Source organism: Klebsiella sp. G-Nf4 (assembly GCF_002810615.1).
GTDB classification, from domain to species: domain Bacteria; phylum Pseudomonadota; class Gammaproteobacteria; order Enterobacterales; family Enterobacteriaceae; genus Klebsiella; species Klebsiella variicola.
The window spans coordinates 31,603-53,723 of sequence record NZ_PION01000006.1 but is presented as its reverse complement, the minus strand read 5'-3'; the positions used below and the strand labels follow the sequence as shown (position 1 = coordinate 53,723).

Annotated in this window: 16 protein-coding genes; 8 read left to right on the top strand and 8 right to left on the bottom strand. The window is 59.1% G+C overall.

The window, feature by feature from the left end:
- The first annotated feature begins 19 nt into the window (after nt 1–19).
- Entirely contained in the window at nt 20–442 is a 423-nt protein-coding gene (gene rraB / locus CWM57_RS13675) for a ribonuclease E inhibitor RraB (RefSeq protein ID WP_008807126.1), read from the top strand.
- A 49-nt stretch (nt 443–491) separates the two neighbouring features.
- Entirely contained in the window at nt 492–1,256 is a 765-nt protein-coding gene (gene miaE / locus CWM57_RS13670; protein ID WP_100676151.1) for a tRNA isopentenyl-2-thiomethyl-A-37 hydroxylase MiaE, read from the top strand.
- A gap of 258 nt (nt 1,257–1,514) precedes the next feature.
- Here the strand turns inward: miaE and CWM57_RS13665 are convergent, their stop codons facing one another.
- Nucleotides 1,515–2,018 carry a GNAT family N-acetyltransferase gene (locus CWM57_RS13665; RefSeq protein WP_061155958.1) on the bottom strand — a complete coding sequence of 168 codons (504 nt, stop codon included), beginning with the start codon at nt 2,016–2,018 and terminating at the stop codon, nt 1,515–1,517.
- Between the two features lie 185 nt (nt 2,019–2,203).
- On the opposite strand from CWM57_RS13665, the gene CWM57_RS13660 reads away from it, so the two are divergent.
- Nucleotides 2,204–3,397 (top strand): YjgN family protein, encoded by a 1,194-nt coding sequence (locus tag CWM57_RS13660; RefSeq protein ID WP_100676152.1) that lies wholly within the window; start codon nt 2,204–2,206, stop codon nt 3,395–3,397.
- 62 nt (nt 3,398–3,459) lie between these two features.
- On the opposite strand, the gene CWM57_RS13655 is transcribed toward CWM57_RS13660, so the two are convergent.
- From CWM57_RS13655 to pepA, 3 genes are all read right to left on the bottom strand, one after another.
- The gene (locus CWM57_RS13655; RefSeq protein WP_074387236.1) at nt 3,460–6,315 is read right to left on the bottom strand and encodes a valine--tRNA ligase; all 2,856 of its coding nucleotides are present in this window, start codon (nt 6,313–6,315) and stop codon (nt 3,460–3,462) included.
- A complete protein-coding gene (gene holC, locus CWM57_RS13650) occupies nt 6,315–6,758 on the bottom strand; it encodes a DNA polymerase III subunit chi (protein WP_008807122.1) in 444 nt (147 codons plus the stop codon). The genes CWM57_RS13655 and holC overlap by 1 nt, the downstream gene beginning before the upstream one ends.
- Nucleotides 6,759–6,879: 121 nt before the next feature.
- The gene (gene pepA / locus CWM57_RS13645; RefSeq protein WP_008807121.1) at nt 6,880–8,391 is read right to left on the bottom strand and encodes a leucyl aminopeptidase; all 1,512 of its coding nucleotides are present in this window, start codon (nt 8,389–8,391) and stop codon (nt 6,880–6,882) included.
- A gap of 389 nt (nt 8,392–8,780) precedes the next feature.
- Between pepA and lptF the strand changes: the two genes are divergently transcribed.
- Entirely contained in the window at nt 8,781–9,878 is a 1,098-nt protein-coding gene (gene lptF / locus CWM57_RS13635; protein ID WP_061155955.1) for an LPS export ABC transporter permease LptF, read from the top strand.
- A complete protein-coding gene (lptG, locus tag CWM57_RS13630; RefSeq protein WP_008807120.1) occupies nt 9,878–10,960 on the top strand; it encodes an LPS export ABC transporter permease LptG in 1,083 nt (360 codons plus the stop codon). The genes lptF and lptG overlap by 1 nt, the downstream gene beginning before the upstream one ends.
- Nucleotides 10,961–11,011: 51 nt before the next feature.
- On the opposite strand, the gene CWM57_RS13625 is transcribed toward lptG, so the two are convergent.
- Nucleotides 11,012–12,514 (bottom strand): helicase HerA-like C-terminal domain-containing protein, encoded by a 1,503-nt coding sequence (locus CWM57_RS13625; protein ID WP_061155954.1) that lies wholly within the window; start codon nt 12,512–12,514, stop codon nt 11,012–11,014.
- A gap of 98 nt (nt 12,515–12,612) precedes the next feature.
- Complete coding sequence (locus tag CWM57_RS13620; RefSeq protein WP_032731813.1) at nt 12,613–13,434, bottom strand: TIM barrel protein; 822 nt, start codon at nt 13,432–13,434, stop codon at nt 12,613–12,615.
- A 351-nt stretch (nt 13,435–13,785) separates the two neighbouring features.
- Here CWM57_RS13620 and CWM57_RS13615 point away from each other — a divergent pair, with 351 nt between their 5' ends.
- Nucleotides 13,786–15,291, top strand: coding sequence for a CoA-acylating methylmalonate-semialdehyde dehydrogenase (locus CWM57_RS13615; RefSeq protein WP_061155952.1), 1,506 nt, complete (start codon nt 13,786–13,788; stop codon nt 15,289–15,291).
- Between the two features lie 18 nt (nt 15,292–15,309).
- Nucleotides 15,310–16,119 (top strand): 5-deoxy-glucuronate isomerase, encoded by an 810-nt coding sequence (gene iolB / locus CWM57_RS13610; protein WP_074387234.1) that lies wholly within the window; start codon nt 15,310–15,312, stop codon nt 16,117–16,119.
- Between the two features lie 614 nt (nt 16,120–16,733).
- Here iolB and CWM57_RS13605 read toward each other — a convergent pair.
- Both CWM57_RS13605 and CWM57_RS13600 read right to left on the bottom strand, forming a co-directional pair.
- Nucleotides 16,734–17,591 carry a MurR/RpiR family transcriptional regulator gene (locus CWM57_RS13605; RefSeq protein ID WP_004152190.1) on the bottom strand — a complete coding sequence of 286 codons (858 nt, stop codon included), beginning with the start codon at nt 17,589–17,591 and terminating at the stop codon, nt 16,734–16,736.
- A 151-nt stretch (nt 17,592–17,742) separates the two neighbouring features.
- A complete protein-coding gene (locus CWM57_RS13600) occupies nt 17,743–19,656 on the bottom strand; it encodes a bifunctional 5-dehydro-2-deoxygluconokinase/5-dehydro-2-deoxyphosphogluconate aldolase (protein ID WP_074387230.1) in 1,914 nt (637 codons plus the stop codon).
- A gap of 505 nt (nt 19,657–20,161) precedes the next feature.
- Here CWM57_RS13600 and iolD point away from each other — a divergent pair.
- Nucleotides 20,162–22,102, top strand: a complete 1,941-nt coding sequence (gene iolD / locus CWM57_RS13595; protein WP_074387229.1) for a 3D-(3,5/4)-trihydroxycyclohexane-1,2-dione acylhydrolase (decyclizing) — start codon at nt 20,162–20,164, stop codon at nt 22,100–22,102.
- Nucleotides 22,103–22,121 lie beyond the last annotated feature (19 nt).

Here is a 22,121-nt window from a genome sequence, read left to right as displayed (position 1 = left end):
ACATTATGAGGAACGAGCCATGGCAAACCCGGAACACCTGGAAGAACAGCGTGAAGAGACGCGTCTGATTATCGAAGAGCTGCTGGAGGATGGCAGCGATCCGGACGCACTGTACACGATTGAGCATCACCTCTCTGCAGACGATTTCGAAACCCTGGAGAAAGTGGCGGTGGAAGCGTTCAAGCTGGGCTATGAAGTGACCGAGCCCGAAGAGCTGGAAGTGGAAGAGGGTGACATGGTCATCTGCTGCGATATTCTGAGCGAATGCGCACTGAACGCAGACCTGATCGATGCCCAGGTAGAACAGCTGATGACGCTGGCAGAAAAATATGACGTCGAGTATGACGGTTGGGGCACCTACTATGAGGACCCGAACGGTGAAGAAGACGGCGACGATGACGAAGATTTTGTCGATGAAGACGACGATGGTGTTCGTCACTAAGTCGCAGATGGATACGGCGGCGCCTGCCGCCGTATAGCAAGGAACCTCCATGGATTACCCGCAGATACTCTCCCCGATTATCAACTTCCTGCACTGCCCGACGCCGCAGGCGTGGATTGACGAAGCTCGCAAGCCGGAAAACCTGCCGCTGCTGCTGACCGACCATATGGTGTGCGAACTGAAAGCGGCGCAGAACGCCATGCTGCTGGTGCGTCGCTACGTGGCTGATAAAGCCGACGCCGACGAGCTGCTGGCCTGCCTGAAGCCGTATGAAGACTTCACCTACCGCTGGGGGCCGGAGCCGGATTTCGTCGCCCTGCATAAGCGGATCAACAAAAGCGCCATGCCGCAGACCGACGACCCGTGGGGCCGCCAGTTGCTGGACAGCATGATTTTGCTGATTAAAGAGGAGCTACATCACTTCTGGCAGGTGCGGGAGATGATGCTGGCGCGCGATATCCCCTACGTCAAAATCACCGCCAGCAACTATGCCCGCGGCATGCGGCGGGAGGTGCGTTCGCACGAGCCGGTGATGCTGATCGATAAGTTGATCTGCGGCGCTTATATCGAGGCCCGCTCCTGCGAACGCTTTGCGGCGCTGGCGCCGTGGCTGGATGACGAGCTGCAGAAGTTTTATCTGTCGCTGCTGCGCTCCGAGGCGCGTCACTATCAGGACTATCTGGATCTGGCGCAGAAGATTGCCGGAGACGATATTAGCGAGCGGGTGCGCCAGCTTGGCGAGGCGGAAGCGGCGCTGATCCTCAGGCCGGAGGCCGAGTTCCGCTTTCACAGCGGTGTGCCGGTAGCGGCGTAACCCTCGGTATTCGGGCCCTGTAGCCCCGGTAGCCACTAACACCGGCAGTTTCAGTAGCCATGGGGAGAGAGATAGCGTTGAGAGCTTCAGCTCGCAATGGTACGGGCCGTAGGTCGGGCAAGGCGTTAGCCGCCACCCGACAAAAAAACGGCACCGCGAGCACGGGACATCCCCCGGCTCGCGCTACGCTTAGCCGGGCTACCGAACTGTAGCCCCGGTAAGCGTAACGCTACCGGGGACACCTGCGATATCGAGGCGTTAAAGCGTTTTCAGCATCCGTACTTCACAGTCAACGTGGCCGGTGCAACCCAGCGGCCCGTCAATGTGCTCGAAGCCGAGATGTTCATATAAGCCGATCGCTTCCGTCAGGAAGGCGGTGGTTTCCAGATAGCAGCGTTTAAACCCCTGCTCGCGGGCGTAGTCCAGCGCCAACAGCGCCAGCTTCTTCGCCAGCCCCTGGCCGCGGACGCTGGTCATAAAATACATTTTCTGCAGCTCGCAGATATCCGGCTCGCTGCAGGCGAGCGGCGCGACGCCACCGCCGCCAACCACTTCACCCTCTTTCTCCACCACCCAATAGGCAGAGCCCGGCTGGCTGTACAGCTCATACAGTTCATCGAGATTCGGGTCGGCGACCGTATAGCCTTTATCGGCGGTCAGGCCATATTCTGCCGATACCTGGCGGATGACGGCCGCTATCGCAGCGTTATCCTGTACCGCGATACGGCGTAAAGTAAAGGTCTGTGGCGCGGCAAGATTCATAGAATCACTCAATTTTAGCTTAAATAACCATACATTTCTTTAATACCATTATTCGTTTACAGGCGCAAGGTGCGCGTGAAATGTATTGCCGGGAAAATTCAAAATAATATATTCTGCTCGCTTAATGCCGATGCGCATTATTTATTATTTTTATATATGTTTTAAAGTACAAGGACGACTTTTTTATGAGTATGATTTCAGGACAATTGCAGCGTTCTGGCCATTCTTTTGTTTTTCATGGTCAGGCCGGGCGCTATTTTATTATTTGTCTGGTTAATATTATTTTTTCTGTAATAACTTGTGGGTTATTTATTCCATGGGCATGGGTACGGAGTCGCCGTTATCTTTGTGAGAATATGGAGGTTAATGGCGCCCGCTTTGCCTATCACGGGCGCGGTATCACGATTTTACTCAGCTGGCTGTTGATATTTGTCGTGCTGCTTTTACTCAGCTTAGCGCTTGCCATTTTCTCTCCCGGTAGCGAAGGGCTGGAGACACTGGCATTTCTTATCCTGCTGCCGGTAATGATAATTAAGGGGTTAAGCTACCATGCCACCATGACCTCTTTCGCGAATATTCGCTTTGGGGTTCAGTGTCATCTGCTGCGCGGGTGGTGGATTATGCTCGGCTTACCCTTGCTGATATACGTGCTAACGGCGGTGGTGTTCGCCATGCTGGGGAGTCGTCCCTTTTACAATGGCCTAAATAGCATGCTGCTGGGGATCGTTGTGCTGTTTTTGCTGGCGCTGGTTATTATGGCTATAACCAGCGGTGTGGTTTACAGCCACTGGCTTGATCTCATCGGCAAAGGCGCAACCTTAGGCAAAAATAAATTTAATATTTATGTGAGTACTAAGCGTTGTGTGGTGATTTTTTTATGGGCAACGGCGATTTTGTTGCCGTTTATCGTCATTTTTATTGGCTTTTTATTTTCCGCATTCGCTCAACTGCTGACGGGCTGTATGTTTGGTCTGTGCAGTGAAGGTTCGGCACTGTTTATGGCATTGCGGCATCTTGGGGCGGTATTAGGGGGATATGTATTCCTCACTATCGGTATCGTATTATCCATGGCATACCTTCGTGTGGCTTTACGTAATCACGCGATGAATAACCTGGTGCTGGGGGACAGCGTTCATTTTCGTTCCACCCTGACGTTTTTCGGTCTTACTCCGCGTTTACTGGCGTTGACGTTTCTCACGCCGATGACGCTGGGGCTGGCCTATCCCTGGTTTAAGATTGATTTGCTGCGCTATATTGCTGAAAACACGACGATGGTCGGTGAGCTCGATTCGCTCGATCTGCAGCCCGCGGCGCCACCGCAGCCGACGGTATCTGACAAACTGTGCGGCGGTTTTTTTCCGATGCTGCCGTTCCTGTAATGTAAAAAGGCCGGAGCAAGCTCCGGCCTTTTTTTATCGCGAGCAATGACAGCCGCGAGCAATTACAGCGCGGCGATCACCGCCTGCTGCTCAATCAGCTTCGCTTTCGCTTCCGCGTAGCCTTCCAGCTTCTCGCGCTCTTTAGCGATCACCGCTTCCGGCGCGCGGGCGACAAAGCCTTCGTTGGACAGCTTGCTCTCGATGCGGCCAATTTCACCTTCGATTTTGGCCACTTCTTTCGCCAGACGCGCCAGCTCATCTTCTTTATTGATGAGGCCCGCCATCGGGATCAGCAGCTCGGCGCCGTCGATAATCTTGGTCACGGAGACCGGACCTTTATCATCGGCAGGCAGCACGGTAATGCTTTCCAGACGCGCCAGGTTCAGCAGGAAGCTGCGGTTGTCGTTCACACGACGCTCGGCATCTTTGCTGCAGCCGCGCAGCAGCAGTTCCAGCGGTTTGCCCGGGGCGATGTTCATTTCCGCACGGATGTTACGCACGGCGACGATCGCCTGTTTCAGCCATTCGGTGTCGGTCAGCGCTGCTTCATCGACCTGAGAAGCATCGTACTGCGGGAACGGCTGCAGCATGATGGTGTCGGCGGTGATACCGCAGATCGCTTTCACGCGCTGCCAGATGGTCTCGGTGATGAATGGAATGATCGGATGCGCCAGGCGCAGCAGACCTTCCAGCACGGTCACCAGCGTATGACGCGTCCCGCGCAGCTCTGCTTCGCTGCCACCGTTCATCACCGGCTTGGTCAGTTCCAGGTACCAGTCGCAGAACTGGTTCCAGGTGAACTCGTACAGGATGCCGGCGGCGATATCGAAGCGGAAGTTATCCAGCGCTTCGCGATACGCTTTCACGGTGTGGTTGAATTCCGCGAGGATCCAGCGGTCGGCCAGGGAGAGCACCATCTCGCCGCCGTTGAAGCCGCAATCCTGATCTTCGGTGTTCATCAGCACGAAGCGGCTGGCGTTCCACAGCTTGTTGCAGAAGTTACGGTAACCTTCCAGACGCTTCATATCCCAGTTGATGTCGCGGCCGGTAGAGGCCAGCGCCGCCAGGGTGAAGCGCAGGGCGTCGGTGCCGTGCGGCTCAATGCCGTTCGGGAACTGCTTCTCGGTACGCTTGCGGATTTTTTCCGCCAGCTGCGGCTGCATCATGTTGCCGGTACGTTTCTCCAGCAGCTCCGGCAGGGTGATGCCGTCAACCATATCCAGCGGGTCGATAACGTTACCCTTGGATTTGGACATCTTCTGGCCTTCGTCGTCGCGGATCAGACCGGTCATGTAGACGGTCTTAAACGGTACCTGCGGCTTGCCGTTTTCATCTTTGATGAAGTGCATGGTCATCATGATCATGCGGGCGATCCAGAAGAAGATGATGTCGAAGCCGGACACCATCACGCTGGTCGGATGGAACTGACGCAGGGCGTCGGTGTTTTCCGGCCAGCCGAGGGTGGAGAAGGTCCACAGCGCGGAGGAGAACCAGGTATCGAGAACGTCTTCATCCTGACGCAGCGCAACGTCGGCGCTCAGGTTGTTTTCCTGACGCACTTCGTCTTCAGTACGGCCCACGTAGACGTTGCCGTCGTTGTCATACCATGCCGGGATGCGGTGACCCCACCACAGCTGACGGGAGATACACCAGTCCTGAATATCGCGCATCCAGGAGAAGTACATGTTTTCGTACTGCTTCGGCACGAACTGAATGTCGCCATTCTCAACGGCTTCTACTGCCGGCTTGGCCAGCACGTCCGCGCGCACGTACCACTGGTCGGTCAGCATCGGTTCGATAACCACGCCGCCGCGGTCGCCGTAAGGGACGGTCAGGTCGTGCGGTTTGATCTCTTCCAGCAAGCCGAGGGCGTCAACCGCCGCGACGACGGCTTTACGCGCCGCGAAGCGTTCCAGTTTCTGGAACTCCGCCGGGATCTCGCTGGAGTAGACGTCGGATTCATTGCCTTTGGTGTCGTAGACTTCCGCGCTTTCACGGATGTCGCCGTCAAAGGTGAGGATGTTGATCATCGGCAGCTGATGACGACGACCCACTTCGTAGTCGTTAAAGTCGTGCGCCGGGGTGATTTTCACGCAGCCGGTGCCTTTTTCCATGTCGGCGTGTTCGTCGCCAACAATGGGAATGCGGCGGTTAACCAGCGGCAGCACCACGAATTTGCCAATCAGATCTTTGTAACGCGGATCTTCCGGGTTAACGGCCACACCGGTATCGCCCAGCAGGGTTTCCGGACGGGTGGTGGCGACCACCAGGTAGTCTTTACCGTCAGCGGTTTTCGCGCCATCGGCCAGCGGGTAGCGGATGTGCCACATGGAACCTTTCGATTCGCGGTTTTCCACTTCGAGGTCGGAGATGGCGGTGCGCAGTTTCGGGTCCCAGTTAACCAGGCGTTTACCGCGGTAAATCAGATCTTCTTTGTACAGGCGAACAAAGACTTCTTTCACGGCATTGGAAAGCCCCTCGTCCATGGTGAAGCGCTCGCGCTCCCAGTCCACGGAGTTGCCGAGGCGGCGCATCTGGCGGGTAATGGTGCCGCCGGATTCCGCTTTCCACTGCCAGATTTTGTCGATGAAGGCATCGCGGCCGTAGTCGTGACGGGTTTTCCCTTCTTCCGCGGCAATCTTACGCTCAACCACCATCTGGGTGGCGATACCCGCGTGATCGGTACCGGCCTGCCACAGGGTGTTTTTGCCCTGCATGCGCTGGTAGCGAATCATGGTATCCATGATGGTTTGCTGGAAGGCATGACCCATATGCAAACTGCCGGTGACGTTCGGCGGCGGGATCATGATGCAGAAGCTCTCCTGGCTTTCATCACCATTCGGTTTGAAATAGCCCTGCTTTTCCCAGTGCTCGTAAAGCGGCTGTTCGATATCTTGTGGGTTGTATGTCTTTTCCATTATTTCCAGGTTGCCGTGTTCAGGTTGAAACCAGCCATGCGGTACGCTTTATAGCGTTCGCGCGCCAGTTGTTTCAGATTTTCTTCGTAAGGGACAAAGTCTATCACTTCTGTGAAAGCGGTGGCAAAATCTGCAAAGTTAAGCCGCAGACTGATCAGAATGTCCCGCGGGCTGCTGTTGCGTTTCTGCGGCCAGGCAATCTCCACCGGCGCACCGCCTCTCGGGCCTTCTCCCGCCAGATTATGCGGCACAAAGCTTTCCGGCGGCCGCGACCACAGCGCCTCGTCGAGGCGAATAGCCTGCTGCTCATCTTCACAGGCGATCAGGACGCGCTTGCCGTTGCGCCAACGTTCTGCGGCAATGTCACACACCAGCTGCTCGACGGCGCTCAGGCCTTCGACGGTGTTTTCGTTGTCCAGAAGGTAGAACGTTGCATTCTTCATATATGGGGCTTCTTGTCGTGGATTTAAATGCAAAGCCGGGTGGCGCTACGCTTACCCGGCCTACAAACGGCATCTTTCCGTAGGCCCGGTAAGCGTAGCGCCACCGGGCATCAGACGGCAATCACTCTTCGCCGTTAAAACCCGCACGATTGAGCAGGAACTGCGACAGCAGCGCTACCGGACGACCGGTTGCACCTTTGGCCTTGCCGGAACGCCAGGCGGTACCGGCGATGTCGAGGTGCGCCCAGTTGTACTTACGGGTGAAGCGCGACAGGAAGCAGCCAGCGGTGATCGCGCCGCCAGGACGGCCGCCAATGTTCGCCATATCGGCAAAGTTGGACTCCAGCTGATCCTGGAACTCGTCGGCCAGCGGCAAACGCCACGCGCGGTCGCCCGCCAGTTCGGAGGCGCCGATCAGCTCATGGGCCAGCGGGTTATGGTTCGACATCAGGCCGGTGATATGATGGCCGAGGGCAATCACGCAGGCGCCAGTCAGCGTTGCGACGTCGATAACCGCTTCCGGCTCGAAGCGCTCGACGTAGGTCAGCACGTCGCACAGCACCAGGCGGCCTTCGGCGTCGGTGTTCAGCACTTCCACCGTCTGGCCGGACATGGTGGTCAGGACGTCGCCCGGACGATAGGCGCGACCGCCAGGCATGTTTTCACAGCCCGCCAGCACGCCGATGACGTTCAGCGGCAGCTGCAGCTCGGCAACCATCCGCATCACGCCGTACACCGCCGCGGCGCCGCACATGTCGTATTTCATCTCGTCCATGCCTTCGGCAGGCTTGATGGAGATACCGCCGGAGTCGAAGGTCAGGCCTTTACCGACCAGCACGATAGGGCGCGCGTCCTCAGACGGGTTGCCTTTATACTCGATGACCGACATCAGCGACTCGTTCTGCGAACCATTGCCGACGGCGAGATAGGAGTTCATCCCCAGCTCGCGCATCTGCTGTTCGCCGATCACGCGGGTGATGACGTTCTTGCTGTAGGTGTCAGCCAGCTGACGCGCCTGGGAAGCCAGATAGGCGGCGTTACAGATGTTCGGCGGCATGTTGCCAAGATCTTTCGCCGCTTTGATGCCGGCGGCGATCGCCAGGCCATGCTGAATGGCGCGCTCGCCGCTGGTGAGCTCGCGGCGGGTCGGCACGTTAAAGACCATTTTACGCAGCGGGCGACGCGGCTCGCTTTTGTTGGTCTTCAGCTGGTCGAAGCTGTACAGCGTCTCTTTGGCGGTTTCAACGGCCTGGCGAACTTTCCAGTAGTTGTTGCGGCCCTTGACGTGCAGCTCGGTCAGGAAGCAGACCGCTTCCATTGAGCCGGTATCATTCAGGGTGTTGATGGTTTTCTGGATGACCTGCTTATACTGACGCTCATCCAGCTCACGCTCTTTACCGCAGCCAATCAGCAGAATGCGCTCAGACAGAATGTTTGGCACATGGTGCAGCAATAACGTCTGGCCAGGTTTGCCTTCCAGCTCGCCGCGACGTAGCAGGGCGCTGATGTAGCCGTCGCTGATTTTATCGAGCTGTTCGGCGATGGGGGAGAGGCGACGTGGTTCAAAGACGCCGACCACGATACAGGCGCTCCGTTGCTTCTCCGGGCTACCGCTTTTTACACTGAACTCCATGCACTATGCTCCTGAATCTTAAAGACAACAGTGGTGGCTACGGCTATACTCGTCGCCTTTCAAGTTGCAGATGCGCCGGCTGCGCCTGCTTACCTGACGCGGGCATAACGCGCGCGCCGGGGGTCACAGCCCTGCTGCCTTCTTACAACTCGAAATCCATTGAGTATATAATTGCAAGCTTTCGTAACTCATGTCCGCTGTTGCGGTGACTTCGTGTTAATCTTAACGTTATTAAGGCCTGGGTTCGTCAGAAAAGATCCTGACATGCAGAACCGATGAGTCATTTAATCTTAGCGATGTTTTCGACGACCAAAGAGAATAAATGACGTTTAAGCCATGAAACAAGCAATTTTCCTGCAATAAAACGGGTTTTTACGGGCGTATTTATAGTGATAATCATAAGATATCTGGTTCGTGAGACGCTGAAAAGCCAGTTGGCGATCCTATTCATCCTGTTACTGATTTTCTTTTGCCAGAAATTAGTCAGGATCCTCGGCGCTGCGGTGGATGGCGATATCCCAACCAATCTGGTGCTCTCGCTGTTGGGGCTCGGCATCCCGGAGATGGCGCAGCTTATCCTGCCGTTAAGTTTGTTCCTTGGCCTGCTAATGACCCTGGGCAAACTCTACACCGAAAGTGAAATTACGGTGATGCACGCCTGCGGCCTGAGCAAAGCCGTGCTGATCAAGGCGGCGATGATCCTCGCGCTGTTCACCGGCGCGGTGGCGGCGGTCAACGTCATGTGGGCGGGGCCGTGGTCGTCGCGGCATCAGGACGAAGTGCTGGCGGAAGCCAAAGCCAACCCCGGCATGGCGGCGCTGGCCCAGGGCCAGTTCCAGCAGGCCAGCGATGGTAACGCGGTGATGTTTATCGAGAGCGTCAACGGCAGTCGCTTCCATGACGTCTTCCTTGCCCAGCTGCGTCCGAAAGGCAATGCGCGCCCCTCCGTGGTGGTCGCGGATTCTGGCGAACTGTCGCAGCAGAAAGACGGTTCGCAGGTGGTGACCCTCAACAAGGGCACCCGCTTTGAAGGCACGGCGATGCTGCGCGATTTCCGCATCACCGACTTCAATAACTATCAGGCTATCATCGGCCACCAGGCGGTGACCTCCGATCCGGACAATACCGAACAGATGGATATGCGCACCCTGTGGCAAACCCACACCGACCGCGCGCGCGCCGAGCTGCACTGGCGCTTCACGCTGGTGGCGACCGTCTTCATTATGGCGCTGATGGTCGTGCCGCTCAGCGTGGTGAACCCGCGTCAGGGCCGCGTGCTGTCGATGCTGCCGGCGATGCTGCTCTATCTGGTGTTTTTCCTGCTGCAAACGTCGATTAAGTCGAATGGCGGCAAAGGCAAAATGGACCCGGCTATCTGGATGTGGGCGATTAACCTGCTCTATTTTGCGCTGGCGGTGCTGTTAAACCTGTGGGATACGGTGCCGATGCGCCGCTTCCGTGCCCGTTTTAATAAAGGAGCGGCCTGATGCAGGCGTTTGGCGTACTTGACCGTTATATCGGTAAGACGATTTTCAACACCATCATGATGACCCTGTTCATGCTGGTGTCGCTCTCCGGCATTATCAAGTTTGTCGATCAGCTGAAAAAGTCCGGGCAGGGTAGTTACGATGCGCTGGGCGCTGGTCTCTACACCATCCTCAGCGTGCCGAAGGACATCCAGATCTTCTTCCCGATGGCGGCGCTGCTTGGCGCGTTGCTGGGGCTGGGGATGCTGGCCCAACGCAGCGAGCTGGTGGTGATGCAGGCATCCGGTTTCACCCGGCTGCAGGTGGCGCTGGCGGTAATGAAAACCGCGATCCCGCTGGTGCTGTTGACCATGGCGATCGGCGAATGGGTGGCGCCCCAGGGCGAGCAAATGGCGCGCAACTACCGCGCCCAGCAGATGTACGGCGGTTCGCTGCTGTCGACTCAGCAAGGGCTGTGGGCGAAAGATGGCCACAACTTTGTCTATATCGAACGCGTGAAAGGCAACGATGAGCTGGGGGGCGTCAGCATCTATGCCTTCAATCCGGAGCGTCGTTTAGAGTCGGTGCGCTATGCCGCCTCGGCAAAGTTCGATAGTGAAAATAAAGTGTGGCGCCTGTCGCAGGTGGATGAATCCAACCTGACCGATCCAAAGCAGGTGACCGGGTCGCAGATGGTGAGCGGCACCTGGAAAACCAACCTGACGCCGGATAAGCTCGGCGTGGTTGCCCTGGATCCGGATGCGCTGTCGATCAGCGGTCTGCACAACTATGTGAAATACCTGAAGTCCAGCGGCCAGGATCCGGGACGCTACCAGCTCAATATGTGGAGCAAAATCTTCCAGCCGCTGTCGGTGGCGGTGATGATGCTGATGGCGCTGTCGTTTATCTTTGGTCCGCTGCGTAGCGTGCCGATGGGCGTGCGGGTGGTGACGGGGATTAGCTTCGGCTTTATCTTCTACGTACTGGATCAGATTTTCGGCCCGCTGACCCTGGTATATGGCATACCGCCGATCATCGGCGCGCTGTTGCCGAGCGCCAGCTTCTTCCTGATAAGCCTCTGGCTGATGATGCGCAAGGCCTAGCGGGTTAAGCCCGGAACGTATAAGCCCCCTCAACGATGAGGGGGCTTTTTTTTAGCGCTTGCGTCCGCCCAGCAGGCTGCCCAGCATGCCGCGGACGATCTGATTGGTAACCTGGCGAACCGCGCTTTTCGCTGCCGTCTGCACGATACCGTCGCGTTTACCGCCGCGCGGGCCGGTGCTGCCAAACAGAATATCTTTCAGGCCGCCGAGCAGTCCATCGTCATCACCGCTTTGCTGACCCTTCGCCGGCGGGGCCGACTGCTGCCCGGTGGCGACCTGCACCCCTTGCTGCAGCATCTCAAAGGCCGACTCGCGGTCCACCTCCTCCTCATACTTGCCGTACAGCGGCGAGTGATTCAGCAGGCCATTGCGCTCGTCATCGCTGACCGGACCCATTCGCGAGCAGGGGGCGATAACCATCGCCCGCTCGACCACCGACGGACTGCCTTTTTCATCGAGGAAGGAGATCAGCGCCTCGCCGGTGCCCAGCTCCTGGATCGCCTGTTCGGTACTAAACGCCGGGTTGGCGCGCATGGTCTGGGCGGCGGTTTTCACCGCCTTCTGGTCCTTCGGCGTAAAGGCGCGCAGGGCATGCTGCACGCGGTTGCCCAGCTGGCCGAGCACGGCGTCGGGAATATCCGCCGGGTTCTGCGAGACGAAATAGACGCCGACGCCCTTGGAGCGGATAAGGCGGATCACCTGTTCGATTTTATCCAGCAGTACCTGCGGCGCGTCGTTGAACAGCAGATGCGCTTCATCGAAGAAGAACACCAGTTTGGGTTTTTCGAGATCGCCCGCCTCCGGCAGACGCTCGTAGAGCTCGGAAAGCATCCACAGCAGGCTGGCGGCGTACAGCTTCGGCATCTGGTAGAGCTTTTCGGCGCTGAGGATATTGATCACCCCTTTACCGCTGGCATCGACGCGCATCCAGTCGGCAATATCCAGCATCGGTTCGCCGAAGAAGTGTTCGGCACCCTGCTGCTCCAGCGTCAATAGCCCGCGCTGGATGGCGCCGACCGAGGCGCTGCTGATATTGCCGTACTGGTTCTGGAACGATTTGGCGTTGTCGCCAATAAACTGGGTGATGGCGCGGAGGTCTTTGAAGTCGAGCAGCAGCAGGCCGCGGTCGTCCGCGATGCGGAAAATAATGTTCAGCACGCCGCTCTGCACCTCGTTGAGATTGAGCAGGCGCGCCAGCAGCAGGGGGCCAAGATCGGAGACCGTCGCCCGAACCGGGTGACCCTTCTCGCCAAAGATATCCCAGAGCACCACCGGGTTGGCGTGCGGCTCCCAGTCGCTGACGCCGATCTTCTCCAGCCGCGCCTGCAGTTTCTCTGAGCTCTGTCCTGCGGCGGCAATGCCGGTCAGGTCGCCCTTGACGTCCGCCATAAATACCGGCACGCCAATCTCCGAGAACGACTCAGCCAGCTTTTGCAGGGTGACGGTTTTACCGGTGCCGGTCGCACCGGTGATAAGCCCATGGCGGTTGGCCATCGCGGGCAGCAAATACAGCGCGTTATCCAGCGTGCGCGCAATCAACAAGGGTGAGCTCATGATCGATTCCTCCATTTATCCTGCGACGATTATAGGCAACCTCGTCGTCCGGCGTTGGGGAAATTGTCACGTGCCGCGCACGCTGTGCATAGCAGTCTTCAGGCGCAGTGGCGCTGGATAAGCGCGATGCTCTGCTCAATTTCGCGCTCGATATCCGTTTCGCTCCACTGCGCCAGTTCGGGCGCGAAGGGCTCAAAAGCGTATACCCCTTGATAGCCGCGGGCTTCCAGCGCTTTAACCTGCTCGCAGGTGCCGAGACGATCCTGCGGGGTTAGCATGATGCGCTCGGCATCGGTGAGCTGCTCGCGCGGACGGGTATCGTCCACCCCGGAAAGGTGCACCAGACCGATGTCCGCCACCTCCACCTGGCTGAACTCGTCCGCCGCCTGCGGGTAGAGATGGTGATGGAAGGTGTCGATCAGCAGCTTAAACGGCACGCGGGCGTCATGGATCAGCGTCTGCGCCTGGTGCGCAGAGCGCAGCGAGCTTTGTGGGAAGCCCAGCGGCTCCACCAGGCCGTGGATGCCATAGAACGCAAACAGCGGCGACAGATCGCGCAGGGCGCTCAGGGTTTCGCTGGCCGGCACTTCGCTGCCGTCGTTAAGCGGACAGAGCACCAGCGATTTGGCGCCGATGGCCTGGGCCTCTTTCAGCAGCGATTCGGTCAGCTGCCGCACCTCTTCGCTACGACGGTTAAAGGGGTAGACCGCGTTAATCGTCAGGATCTCGATGTGGTAGCGCGCCGCCAGCTCGCGCACCTGCTGATGGCTCAGATCGTCGGTCACTTTTCCGCTGGGTAAATCGTTGCGCAGCTCAACCTTATTCAGGCCCAGACGGTTCACCAGACGGAAAAACGCTTCAATGCTGAGCGCTGGCGCGATTTTGCGGTTAATACAAAAACGTTGCATTGCGATGGCCATAGGACACTCCTGACGGAAGAGGGGGGAGGTTCGTTCAATTGGCTAACAGTCAAAACGTTTATTCCAAAATTAGCAAGAATGGAAATGATGAATGTTTGAGCTGTCTCGCAAAATATCACTGGCCCAGACTACGGGGCGACAGCGGCGGGAAGCCTGGCATCGAGAGACAACGAGGCGCGATGCGGGAAGCGCACAGGCAATCCGTCAGCGCAAAATGCGACTGCTATCACCAAAATGAAATTTCATTTCACAACAGTGTTGAAATATAAATTTCATTTTACTACGGTTATAGCACAGCAGAATCAGCGACGGGCCGGTGTGCGCTGGCCCTCTTCACTATGAGGCGAGAACATGACGATCACAGGAAACTTTATTGGCGGGAAAACCGTTATCAGCAGCAGCAACGAAACGATGCCGGTGTACGATCCGGCGACGGGCAAAGCGGTGCGCGAAGTCACGGTGTCGACCGCGCAGGAAGTCTCTGAGGCGATTCAGGTTGCTCGCGATGCGTTTGACAGCTGGTCCCGTACTACGCCGCTGCGCCGCGCCCGGGTGCTGTTCAACTTCAAAATGTTGCTGGAGCAGCATGTGGAAGAGCTGGCCGGGATCATCGTCAGTGAGCACGGCAAGGTGTGGTCGGATGCGCTGGGCGAGCTGACCCGCGGCATGGAAGTGGTCGAATTCGCCTGCGGGATCCCGCACCTGATTAAAGGCGAATACTCCTCTGACGTCGGCACCGGCGTCGACAGCTACTCGCTGATGCAGCCGCTGGGCGTGGTGGCCGGGATCACCCCGTTCAACTTCCCGGCGATGGTGCCGATGTGGATGTTCCCGCTGGCGCTGGCCTGCGGCAACAGCTTCATCCTCAAGCCGCCCGCGCTGGCGCCGACGGCCGCCGTGCGTCTGGCAGAACTGCTGAAAGAAGCCGGTCTGCCGGACGGCGTGTTTAACGTCGTGCACTGCAGCAATGAAGATGCCGAGCAGCTGTATACCGATCCGCGCATTGCCGCGGTGAGCTTCGTTGGCTCCTCCGGTGTGGCGGAGTATATCTATAAGACCGCCAGCGCCCACGGCAAGCGCGTGCAGGCGTTCGGCGCTGCCAAAAACCACGCGATTGTGATGCCGGATGCCGATCTCGACGCCACCGTTAACGCCATTATGGGCGGTGCTTTTGGCTCCGCAGGCGAGCGCTGCATGGCGCTGCCGGTGGTGGTGGCGGTGGGAGATGAAACCGCCGACAAACTGATCGCCCGCCTGAAGCCGCTCGTGGAAGCGCTGAAAGTGGGGCCGGGCTGTATGCGCGGCCAGGAAGAGAACGAGATGGGACCGGTGGTGTCTGATACCCACCAGAAAAAAGTGCTCGGCTATATTGATAAAGGCGAAAGCGAAGGGGCAAAACTGGTGGTCGATGGCCGCAAACTGCGCGTGCCGGGTTATGACGCAGGCTATTATGTCGGCGGCACCCTGTTCGATCACGTCACCCCGGAGATGACCATCTGGCGCGAAGAGATCTTTGGCCCGGTGCTGGGAATTGTGCGCGCGGCGGACTATGACAGCGCCCTTGAGCTGGTCAACAGCCATGAGTTTGGCAACGGCAGCGCCGTCTTCACCAGCAACGGCCACACCGCGCGTGAATTCGTCCACGACGTGCAGGCGGGGATGGTTGGGGTGAACGTGCCGGTCCCGGTGCCGATGGCGTTCCACAGCTTCGGCGGCTGGAAGCGCTCGGTGTTTGGCGCGTTGAACGTCCACGGGCCGGACGGCGTGCGCTTCTACACGCGCATGAAGACCGCCACCGTACGCTGGCCGGCAGGGCAGCAGACCGTATCTGAATTCAGCATGCCGACGTTAGGTTAATCGGCGAAGGAGAGCGCCATGTCGTTACTGGCTAAATCGCGAAAAGAGGGACAGATCCAGCATATTACGCCGCAAAGCGCCGGTTGGCGCTATATCGGCTTTGATGTCTGGATGTTGAAAAAAGGGCAGACCGTGACGCTGGAGAGCGGCGATCGCGAGCTGTGCCTGGTGCTGGTCGCCGGGCTGGCGTCGGTGAAAACGCAGCATGCCGATTTCCCGAATCTCGGTAAACGGATGTCGCCGTTTGAACGCACCCCGCCGTGGTCGGTCTACGTGCCGCCGCAGGATAAAGTCGAGGTAACTGCCGATTCCGATCTGGAGCTGGCGGTATGCAGCGCGCCGGGCAAAGGCAGCTTCCCGGCACGCCTCATTCGGCCGGAAGACGTCGGCGTAGAGCATCGCGGGAAAGGGCGCAACCAGCGCCGGGTGCATAATATTCTGCCGGACAGCGCCGAGGCGGACTGCCTGCTGGTGGTGGAGGTGTACACCGACGAGGGGGCCACCAGTTCGTGGCCGTCGCATAAGCATGATACCTCCCAGCCGGGCAAAGAGACGCAGCTGGAAGAGACCTACTACCACCGCTTCGATCCGCCGCAGGGCTTTGCCTTCCAGCGGGTCTACACCGACGACCGCAGCCTGGACGCCTGCATGGCGCCCTACAACCACGATGTGGTGATGGTGCCGCGCGGTTACCACCCGGTGGCGGCGATTGCCGGTTATGACAGCTACTATCTGAACGTGATGGCCGGGCCGGATCGGAAATGGTTGTTCACCTGGGAAGATGACCACGCCTGGATCAACACGCCGGAGTACCCGCGCCACGACTGACGCACTTTGCAGAAGCGGATAAAAAAGGCCGGTTAGCGATGCTAACCGGCCTTCTTGTTTGAGGGCGGCGGGTGTTTGTTAGCGAAACGCTCCGTCGAATCCCACTCCCAGGCCTGGCAAGCAACAGCGCTGCCGGGCATGACACCTCCGGCGCCATACCCGCCTTTGTGCCGGATGGCGGCATAAATGCCTTATCCGGCCTACGAGATCCTCCCGTAAGCCCCTATACCGTAGGCCCGGCAAGCGCAGCGCCGCCGGGCGATGACCGCAGGCACGGAGCCGCTTTTATGCCGGGCGGCGGCGACTGGCCGCCCCCTGTGCGCTCCCTGCGCCATGCCAGGCATAACGTAGACGATTAACCGGGAGCGCAATGTGCGCTGAAATCACATGCGACAAACGCTTTTCCCGGATTAATAAAGTTGCATACCAATAACATTATCTCCGGCACCCGGCAGGCGCATATACCCCAGGCCCGGCAAGCGCAGTGCCGCCGGGCAGGACACCTCCGGCGCCATACCCGCCTTTGTGCCGGATGGCGCTACGCTTATCCGGCCTACGGGATCCTCCCGCAGGCTTATACAACTCCGCCGGGCAACTGACGCCTGCGGCTTATCTCACGCCTTCTGCTTGGCCTCGGACTCCTGACTGCTGTTCAGCGCCAGCGAAACCGCCAGCGTCTGGGCCAGACACAGGGAAGCAACCTGCGAGCGGAAGCCATCCACCTGCGCTTCACGCACCACAAAGCAGACATCGCTGAAGGCTGCCAGCGGGCTGACCTGGCTGTCGGTAATGGCGATCTGCCGCGCTTTGCGCTGCGCGCCCAGCTCCACCAGCTCGACCACTTCCCGCGCGTACGGCGAGAAGCTCACCGCCACCACCACGTCTTTCGGGCCGACCAGACTCAGCTGCTCGGTGAACATGCCGCCGAGGCCGTCGATCAGAAAGGCTTTGCGATCGAGGTGGCGCAGCGCATAGGTCAGATAGGAGGCGACGCTGAACGACCGGCGCAGGCCAATGACGTAAATATTTTCCGCTTCGCCCAGCAGGGCCACCGCGCGCTCCAGATCATCGCTGGAGGTCTGCATCGCCAGCTGCTGCAGCGCCTGGTTGTTCACCATCGTGAACATATTGAGGATTTCCGTTGGCGTTTCCGGCGGGCTGGACTCATCGCTGGTGGTCTGGCGGAACAGACGGGCGCGCTCGGTATAGTTGGCGGTCTCTTCCATCAAATGTTGCTTGAACATCTGTTTCATTTCGTTAAAGCCGCTAAAGCCGAAGGCGTTGGCAAAACGAATCAACGTGGAAGGGGGAACATCCGCCTGTTGCGCAATGGAGGCCACGGTATCGAAAGCCACGCTATTGCTGTTATCAAGGATATAGCGGGCGACCTGTTTCAGGCGTTTGCTTAACGTATCGTAGCGACGCCTGATTTCATCCTGCAGGATGGTCAGCTGTGTTGGGTTATTGGCCATAGAGTGCGCTCTGAGAAAATGGAAGGAATATGGCTTCCAGTGTACCAAATGAAGCGAATTTTTCATTTATTGCGACGAAATACGCGATTCATTTCACGAAGAAACAGAAAAACGCCCGCTCCGCAAGGTGACGGAGACGGGCGTCGGGGGATCAGCGGCGGGCTTCGCGCCAGTAGCCAATGAGCGTCAGGTAGTTGCGTTTCACTTCCTCTATCAGGGCCTCATCGCTGAGCTCACCCTGCATCCAGCGCCGCGACGGCAGGCCAAAGATGGTGCGCCCGACGGCGAAACCTTTGATCATCGGGTGTGCGGCCGCCTCGGCGAAACCGGCGCGCAGTTTGTCGGAAGGCGCGTCGAGGCCGAGGATCAGGATCCCGCGGCTCCACGGATCTTCGCGCTCGATAAGGGCGGTGATCTGCTGCCAGCAGGCGCTGGAGAGCGGCGGCAGCTTCCACCAGTCTGGCTTGATCCCCAACTGATAGAAGTGTTCCAGCATGGTGTGGTAATGGCGCTCGTCTTTGTCCGGGCCATTTTCCGGCAGGATCACCTCCAGCAGCAGCTCATGGCCTGACTTGTTACAGGCCTGCCACACCTCGAGCAGCAGAGCGTCCTGCTCTTCACGCAGCGCCGCCGGGTCGGCAGGATGATAGAAGACCAGGCATTTGACGACATGCTCCAGCGGCCAGTCAATCAGCTGCGAGCCGATGTTGCCATGCTCCAGACGTAGCGGTCGCGAGCTGGGCAGCTCGATGGGGCGCCCGATCCACCAGCCCTTGCCGGTAATGGCGTTGAGCGCACGCTGGCCGTAGGTGCCGTCGGCCAGAATGCCGCTGCGCTGATCGAGACCCGCCTCCTGCGCCGCGGCTTCGGCCGCGGCTAACAACAACAGCTTGAGCTGCGGAATGCAGGCTTCATCGCGCCCGGTCTCCCGTGCCAGGTCGGCCAGCTGTTTGCGATGGTCGAAGGCGAAAATGCACAGCTCCGGCCACTGCTGACGGCGGCTGGTGACCCGGTGCAGGTGGTTGAGGCGCTCGTCGACGTCCGGGCGCGGCACCGATTCGGCACGCAGCAGGTAGTCATCGAGTTCGACTTTGGTGGGCATCGCTGGCGCGCAGCCGTGGCGGGAAACCACCAGCGCGCCGCAGGCGTTGGCGTAACGGCAAGCCTGCTCCCAGCCTTCGTCGTTAAGCCAGCCGCGCAGCAGACCCGACATAAAGGCATCCCCGGCGCCCAGCACATTGAGGACTTCCACACGCACGCCCTGCTGCAGCGGCACCTGGTCCCAGCTGTCCGGGATGTCGCCTTCCAGCACCACGCAGCCCATCGGCCCGCGCTTGCAGACGAGGGTGGCTTTGGTGGCATTGCGCACGTTTTTCAGCGCGGTCAGGGTATCGGTGCTGCCCCCGGCAATATGAAACTCTTCTTCGGTTCCCACCACCAAATCGAACAGATGCAGCACTTCCTGCAGCTGGCTGGTGACCGGCCCGGACTCAATGAAACGGGTTTCGCCATCGCCGAGCGAGGTGAGCCCCCACAGCACCGGACGGTAATCGATATCCAGCGCGGTACGCAGGCCGTGACGGCGGGCATACTCCAGCGCCTTCAGCACCGCGGCGCGGGTATTGGCGTGCGACAGGTGGGTGCCGGTCACCGCCAGCGCCCGGGAGGAGGCAATATACTCCTCGCTAATGTCGTCAGGCGTTAAGGCCATATCGGCGCAGTTATCGCGGTAGAAAATCAGAGGGAAGGTCTCCTGATCCTTAATCCCCAGCATCACCAGCGCGGTCAGGCGGGATTGGTCGGTGATCAGATACTCGGTATCCACCCCGGCGCGGTTGAGCGTTTCACGCAGGAAACGGCCGTTGTGTTCATCGCCAACGCGCGCCAGCATGGCCGATTTCAGCCCCTGAATGGCGGTGCCATAGGCCACGTTGCCGGAGGAGCCGCCCAGATATTTCGCGAAACTGGCAACGTCTTCTAGCCGCGAACCGATCTGCTGGGCATAGAGGTCGACGGCCACCCGACCTATACAGATGACGTCGAGCCGCTTTACTGCTGCATTCATAGCTAGGATTTCCTTTTTGGTGTCTGCTGCCTGGAAGGGTCGGGATCCCGACGTCGACTCCGTGAACAGCCTGAGGGTTATTGGTTACCCTTAGTTTGAGAAATAAATATTTCATTTGCAAACTCGTTCGAAATTAAAAAACCAAAAGTGTGAGGGATCTACCACTCTGCCGCACTGAGCCTCGCGTGAGCGTGGATCGGCCCCTCTGTCGACCTGGCGGAAAATGAAACGCCGGATGTGGTTTCTTTACCTATGATTTTTAAGGGGATATGGCCGTCTGGCGCGGCAAAACAGCGCCCGAAAACCTGTCAGGAATGTCAATGAAACGTATGAAATGGGTAGAGAGTTTGATCCCTCTCGCAAAATGAAATATTTCTTCTGTATTTGTATTTAATGAAAAAAATGTTTGCCTATAATCCACAGGTATTCCAGTGACGTGAACGACGGCCCCGGCGGCATCGGCGCGACGCCACACACAAATACTGAACAATAAGGATTGTGCATCATGGGCAAACTGAGACTGACAACGGCGCAGGCGCTGGTGAAGTTCCTCGATAACCAGTACCTGGAAGTGGATGGCGTAGAGCTGAAATTCGTGAAAGGCATTTTCGCGATTTTCGGCCATGGCAACGTCCTGGGGCTGGGGCAGGCGCTGGAGCAGGACAGCGGCGATATGCGCGTCTATCAGGGGCGTAACGAGCAGGGGATGGCCCACGCGGCCACCGGTTTTGCCCGCCAGGCCCTGCGCCGGCAGATTATCGCCTGCACCTCCTCCATCGGCCCGGGGGCGGCCAACATGATCACCGCCGCCGGCACCGCCAGCGCCAACCGCATTCCGCTGCTGCTGCTGCCGGGCGATGTCTTCGCCACCCGCCAGCCGGACCCGGTGCTCCAGCAGATTGAACAGAGCTACGATCTCAGCATCAGCACCAATGACGCTTTCCGCGCAGTCAGCAAATACTGGGACCGCATTACCCGCCCGGAACAGCTGATGAGCGCCTGCATCAACGCCATGCGCGTCCTGACCGACCCGGCGGAAACCGGCGCGGTGACGCTGTGCCTGCCGCAGGATGTGCAGGGCGAAGCCTGGGACTACCCGGAATCCTTCTTTACGCGCCGCGTGCACCGTCTCGACCGCCGCCCGGCCAGCGCCGCGCAGCTGGCGGACGCCGTGGCGGCCATCAAAGCCAGCCGTAAACCGCTGATCGTCTGCGGCGGTGGGGTGAAATACTCCGGCGCGGGCGAAGCGCTGTCCCGTTTCGCCGAGCGCTACGGGGTGCCCTTCGCCGAAACCCAGGCCGGGAAGGGGACGGTGGTCTCGTCTCACCCCCTGAACGTCGGCGGCGTCGGCGAGACGGGCTGCCTGGCGGCGAACCTGCTGGCGAAAGAGGCCGACCTGGTGATCGGCGTCGGCACCCGCTTCAGCGATTTTACCACCGCCTCGAAATGGATTTTCCAGCACCCGGAGGTGCGTTTCCTGAATATTAACGTCAGCAACTTCGACGCCTGGAAGCTGGACGGCATTGCCATGCTGGCAGATGCCCGGGAAGCGATGACCGCCCTCGACGCGGGGCTGGCGGACAGCGGCTGGCAGGCCGGCTGGGGCGCGCAGATCGAGAGCGTGCAGAGCCGTCAGTTAAAAGAGACCCAGCGCGTCTACCAGGCGGTGTGGCAGGAAAAATCCTTTGTGCCGGAGATCGACGATCACCTCGATCGTGAATCGGTGTATCGCGAGTTCCGCCAGATCACCGACTCCACCCTGACCCAGAGCAGCGTCCTTGGGGTACTGAATGAAACGCTGCCGGCCGAGGCGGTGATCGTCGCGGCGGCGGGCAGCCTGCCCGGCGATCTGCAGCGCGTCTGGCGCAACCGCGCGGAAAACACCTACCACGTGGAGTACGGCTACTCCTGCATGGGATACGAAGTCAACGCGGCGCTGGGCGTGAAGCTGGCGCAGCCGCAGAGCGAAGTCTACTCCCTGGTCGGCGATGGCTCCTTCATGATGCTGCACTCTGAGCTGGTCACCTCCCTGCAGGAGCGGGCGAAGATCAACGTCGTGCTGTTCGACAACATGGCCAACGGCTGCATCAACAACCTGCAGATGGAACACGGGATGGACAGCTTCGGCACCGAGTTCCGCTACCGCCAGCCGGAAACCGGCCAGCTGCAGGGCGGCCTGGTGCCGGTGGACTTCGCCACCATCGCCGCCGGCTACGGCTGCAAAACCTGGCGCGTCACCACCCTGGACGAACTGCGCCACGCGCTGGACGCCGCCCGTCGCGAAACGGTCAGCACCCTGATTGATATTAAAGTGCTGCCGAAGACCATGGTGCACAAATACGGCAGCTGGTGGAACGTTGGGGTCGCCCAGACGGCGCTCTCTGAGCGGATCCGCAAGGTGGCGCAAATGATTAATGAAAAGCGCGCCCAGGCGCGTGATTACTAAAACGAACCTCTACCCTGAA

Bases quoted from the DNA above. Each gene is read 5' to 3' on its own strand.
- rraB (WP_008807126.1), top strand. From the start codon at position 20: ATGGCAAACCCGGAACACCTGGAAGAACAGCGTGAAGAGACGCGTCTG.
- miaE (WP_100676151.1), top strand. From the start codon at position 492: ATGGATTACCCGCAGATACTCTCCCCGATTATCAACTTCCTGCACTGC.
- CWM57_RS13665 (WP_061155958.1), bottom strand. From the start codon at position 2,018: ATGAATCTTGCCGCGCCACAGACCTTTACTTTACGCCGTATCGCGGTA.
- CWM57_RS13660 (WP_100676152.1), top strand. From the start codon at position 2,204: ATGAGTATGATTTCAGGACAATTGCAGCGTTCTGGCCATTCTTTTGTT.
- CWM57_RS13655 (WP_074387236.1), bottom strand. From the start codon at position 6,315: ATGGAAAAGACATACAACCCACAAGATATCGAACAGCCGCTTTACGAG.
- holC (WP_008807122.1), bottom strand. From the start codon at position 6,758: ATGAAGAATGCAACGTTCTACCTTCTGGACAACGAAAACACCGTCGAA.
- pepA (WP_008807121.1), bottom strand. From the start codon at position 8,391: ATGGAGTTCAGTGTAAAAAGCGGTAGCCCGGAGAAGCAACGGAGCGCC.
- lptG (WP_008807120.1), top strand. From the start codon at position 9,878: ATGCAGGCGTTTGGCGTACTTGACCGTTATATCGGTAAGACGATTTTC.
- CWM57_RS13625 (WP_061155954.1), bottom strand. From the start codon at position 12,514: ATGAGCTCACCCTTGTTGATTGCGCGCACGCTGGATAACGCGCTGTAT.
- CWM57_RS13620 (WP_032731813.1), bottom strand. From the start codon at position 13,434: ATGGCCATCGCAATGCAACGTTTTTGTATTAACCGCAAAATCGCGCCA.
- CWM57_RS13615 (WP_061155952.1), top strand. From the start codon at position 13,786: ATGACGATCACAGGAAACTTTATTGGCGGGAAAACCGTTATCAGCAGC.
- iolB (WP_074387234.1), top strand. From the start codon at position 15,310: ATGTCGTTACTGGCTAAATCGCGAAAAGAGGGACAGATCCAGCATATT.
- CWM57_RS13605 (WP_004152190.1), bottom strand. From the start codon at position 17,591: ATGGCCAATAACCCAACACAGCTGACCATCCTGCAGGATGAAATCAGG.
- CWM57_RS13600 (WP_074387230.1), bottom strand. From the start codon at position 19,656: ATGAATGCAGCAGTAAAGCGGCTCGACGTCATCTGTATAGGTCGGGTG.
- iolD (WP_074387229.1), top strand. From the start codon at position 20,162: ATGGGCAAACTGAGACTGACAACGGCGCAGGCGCTGGTGAAGTTCCTC.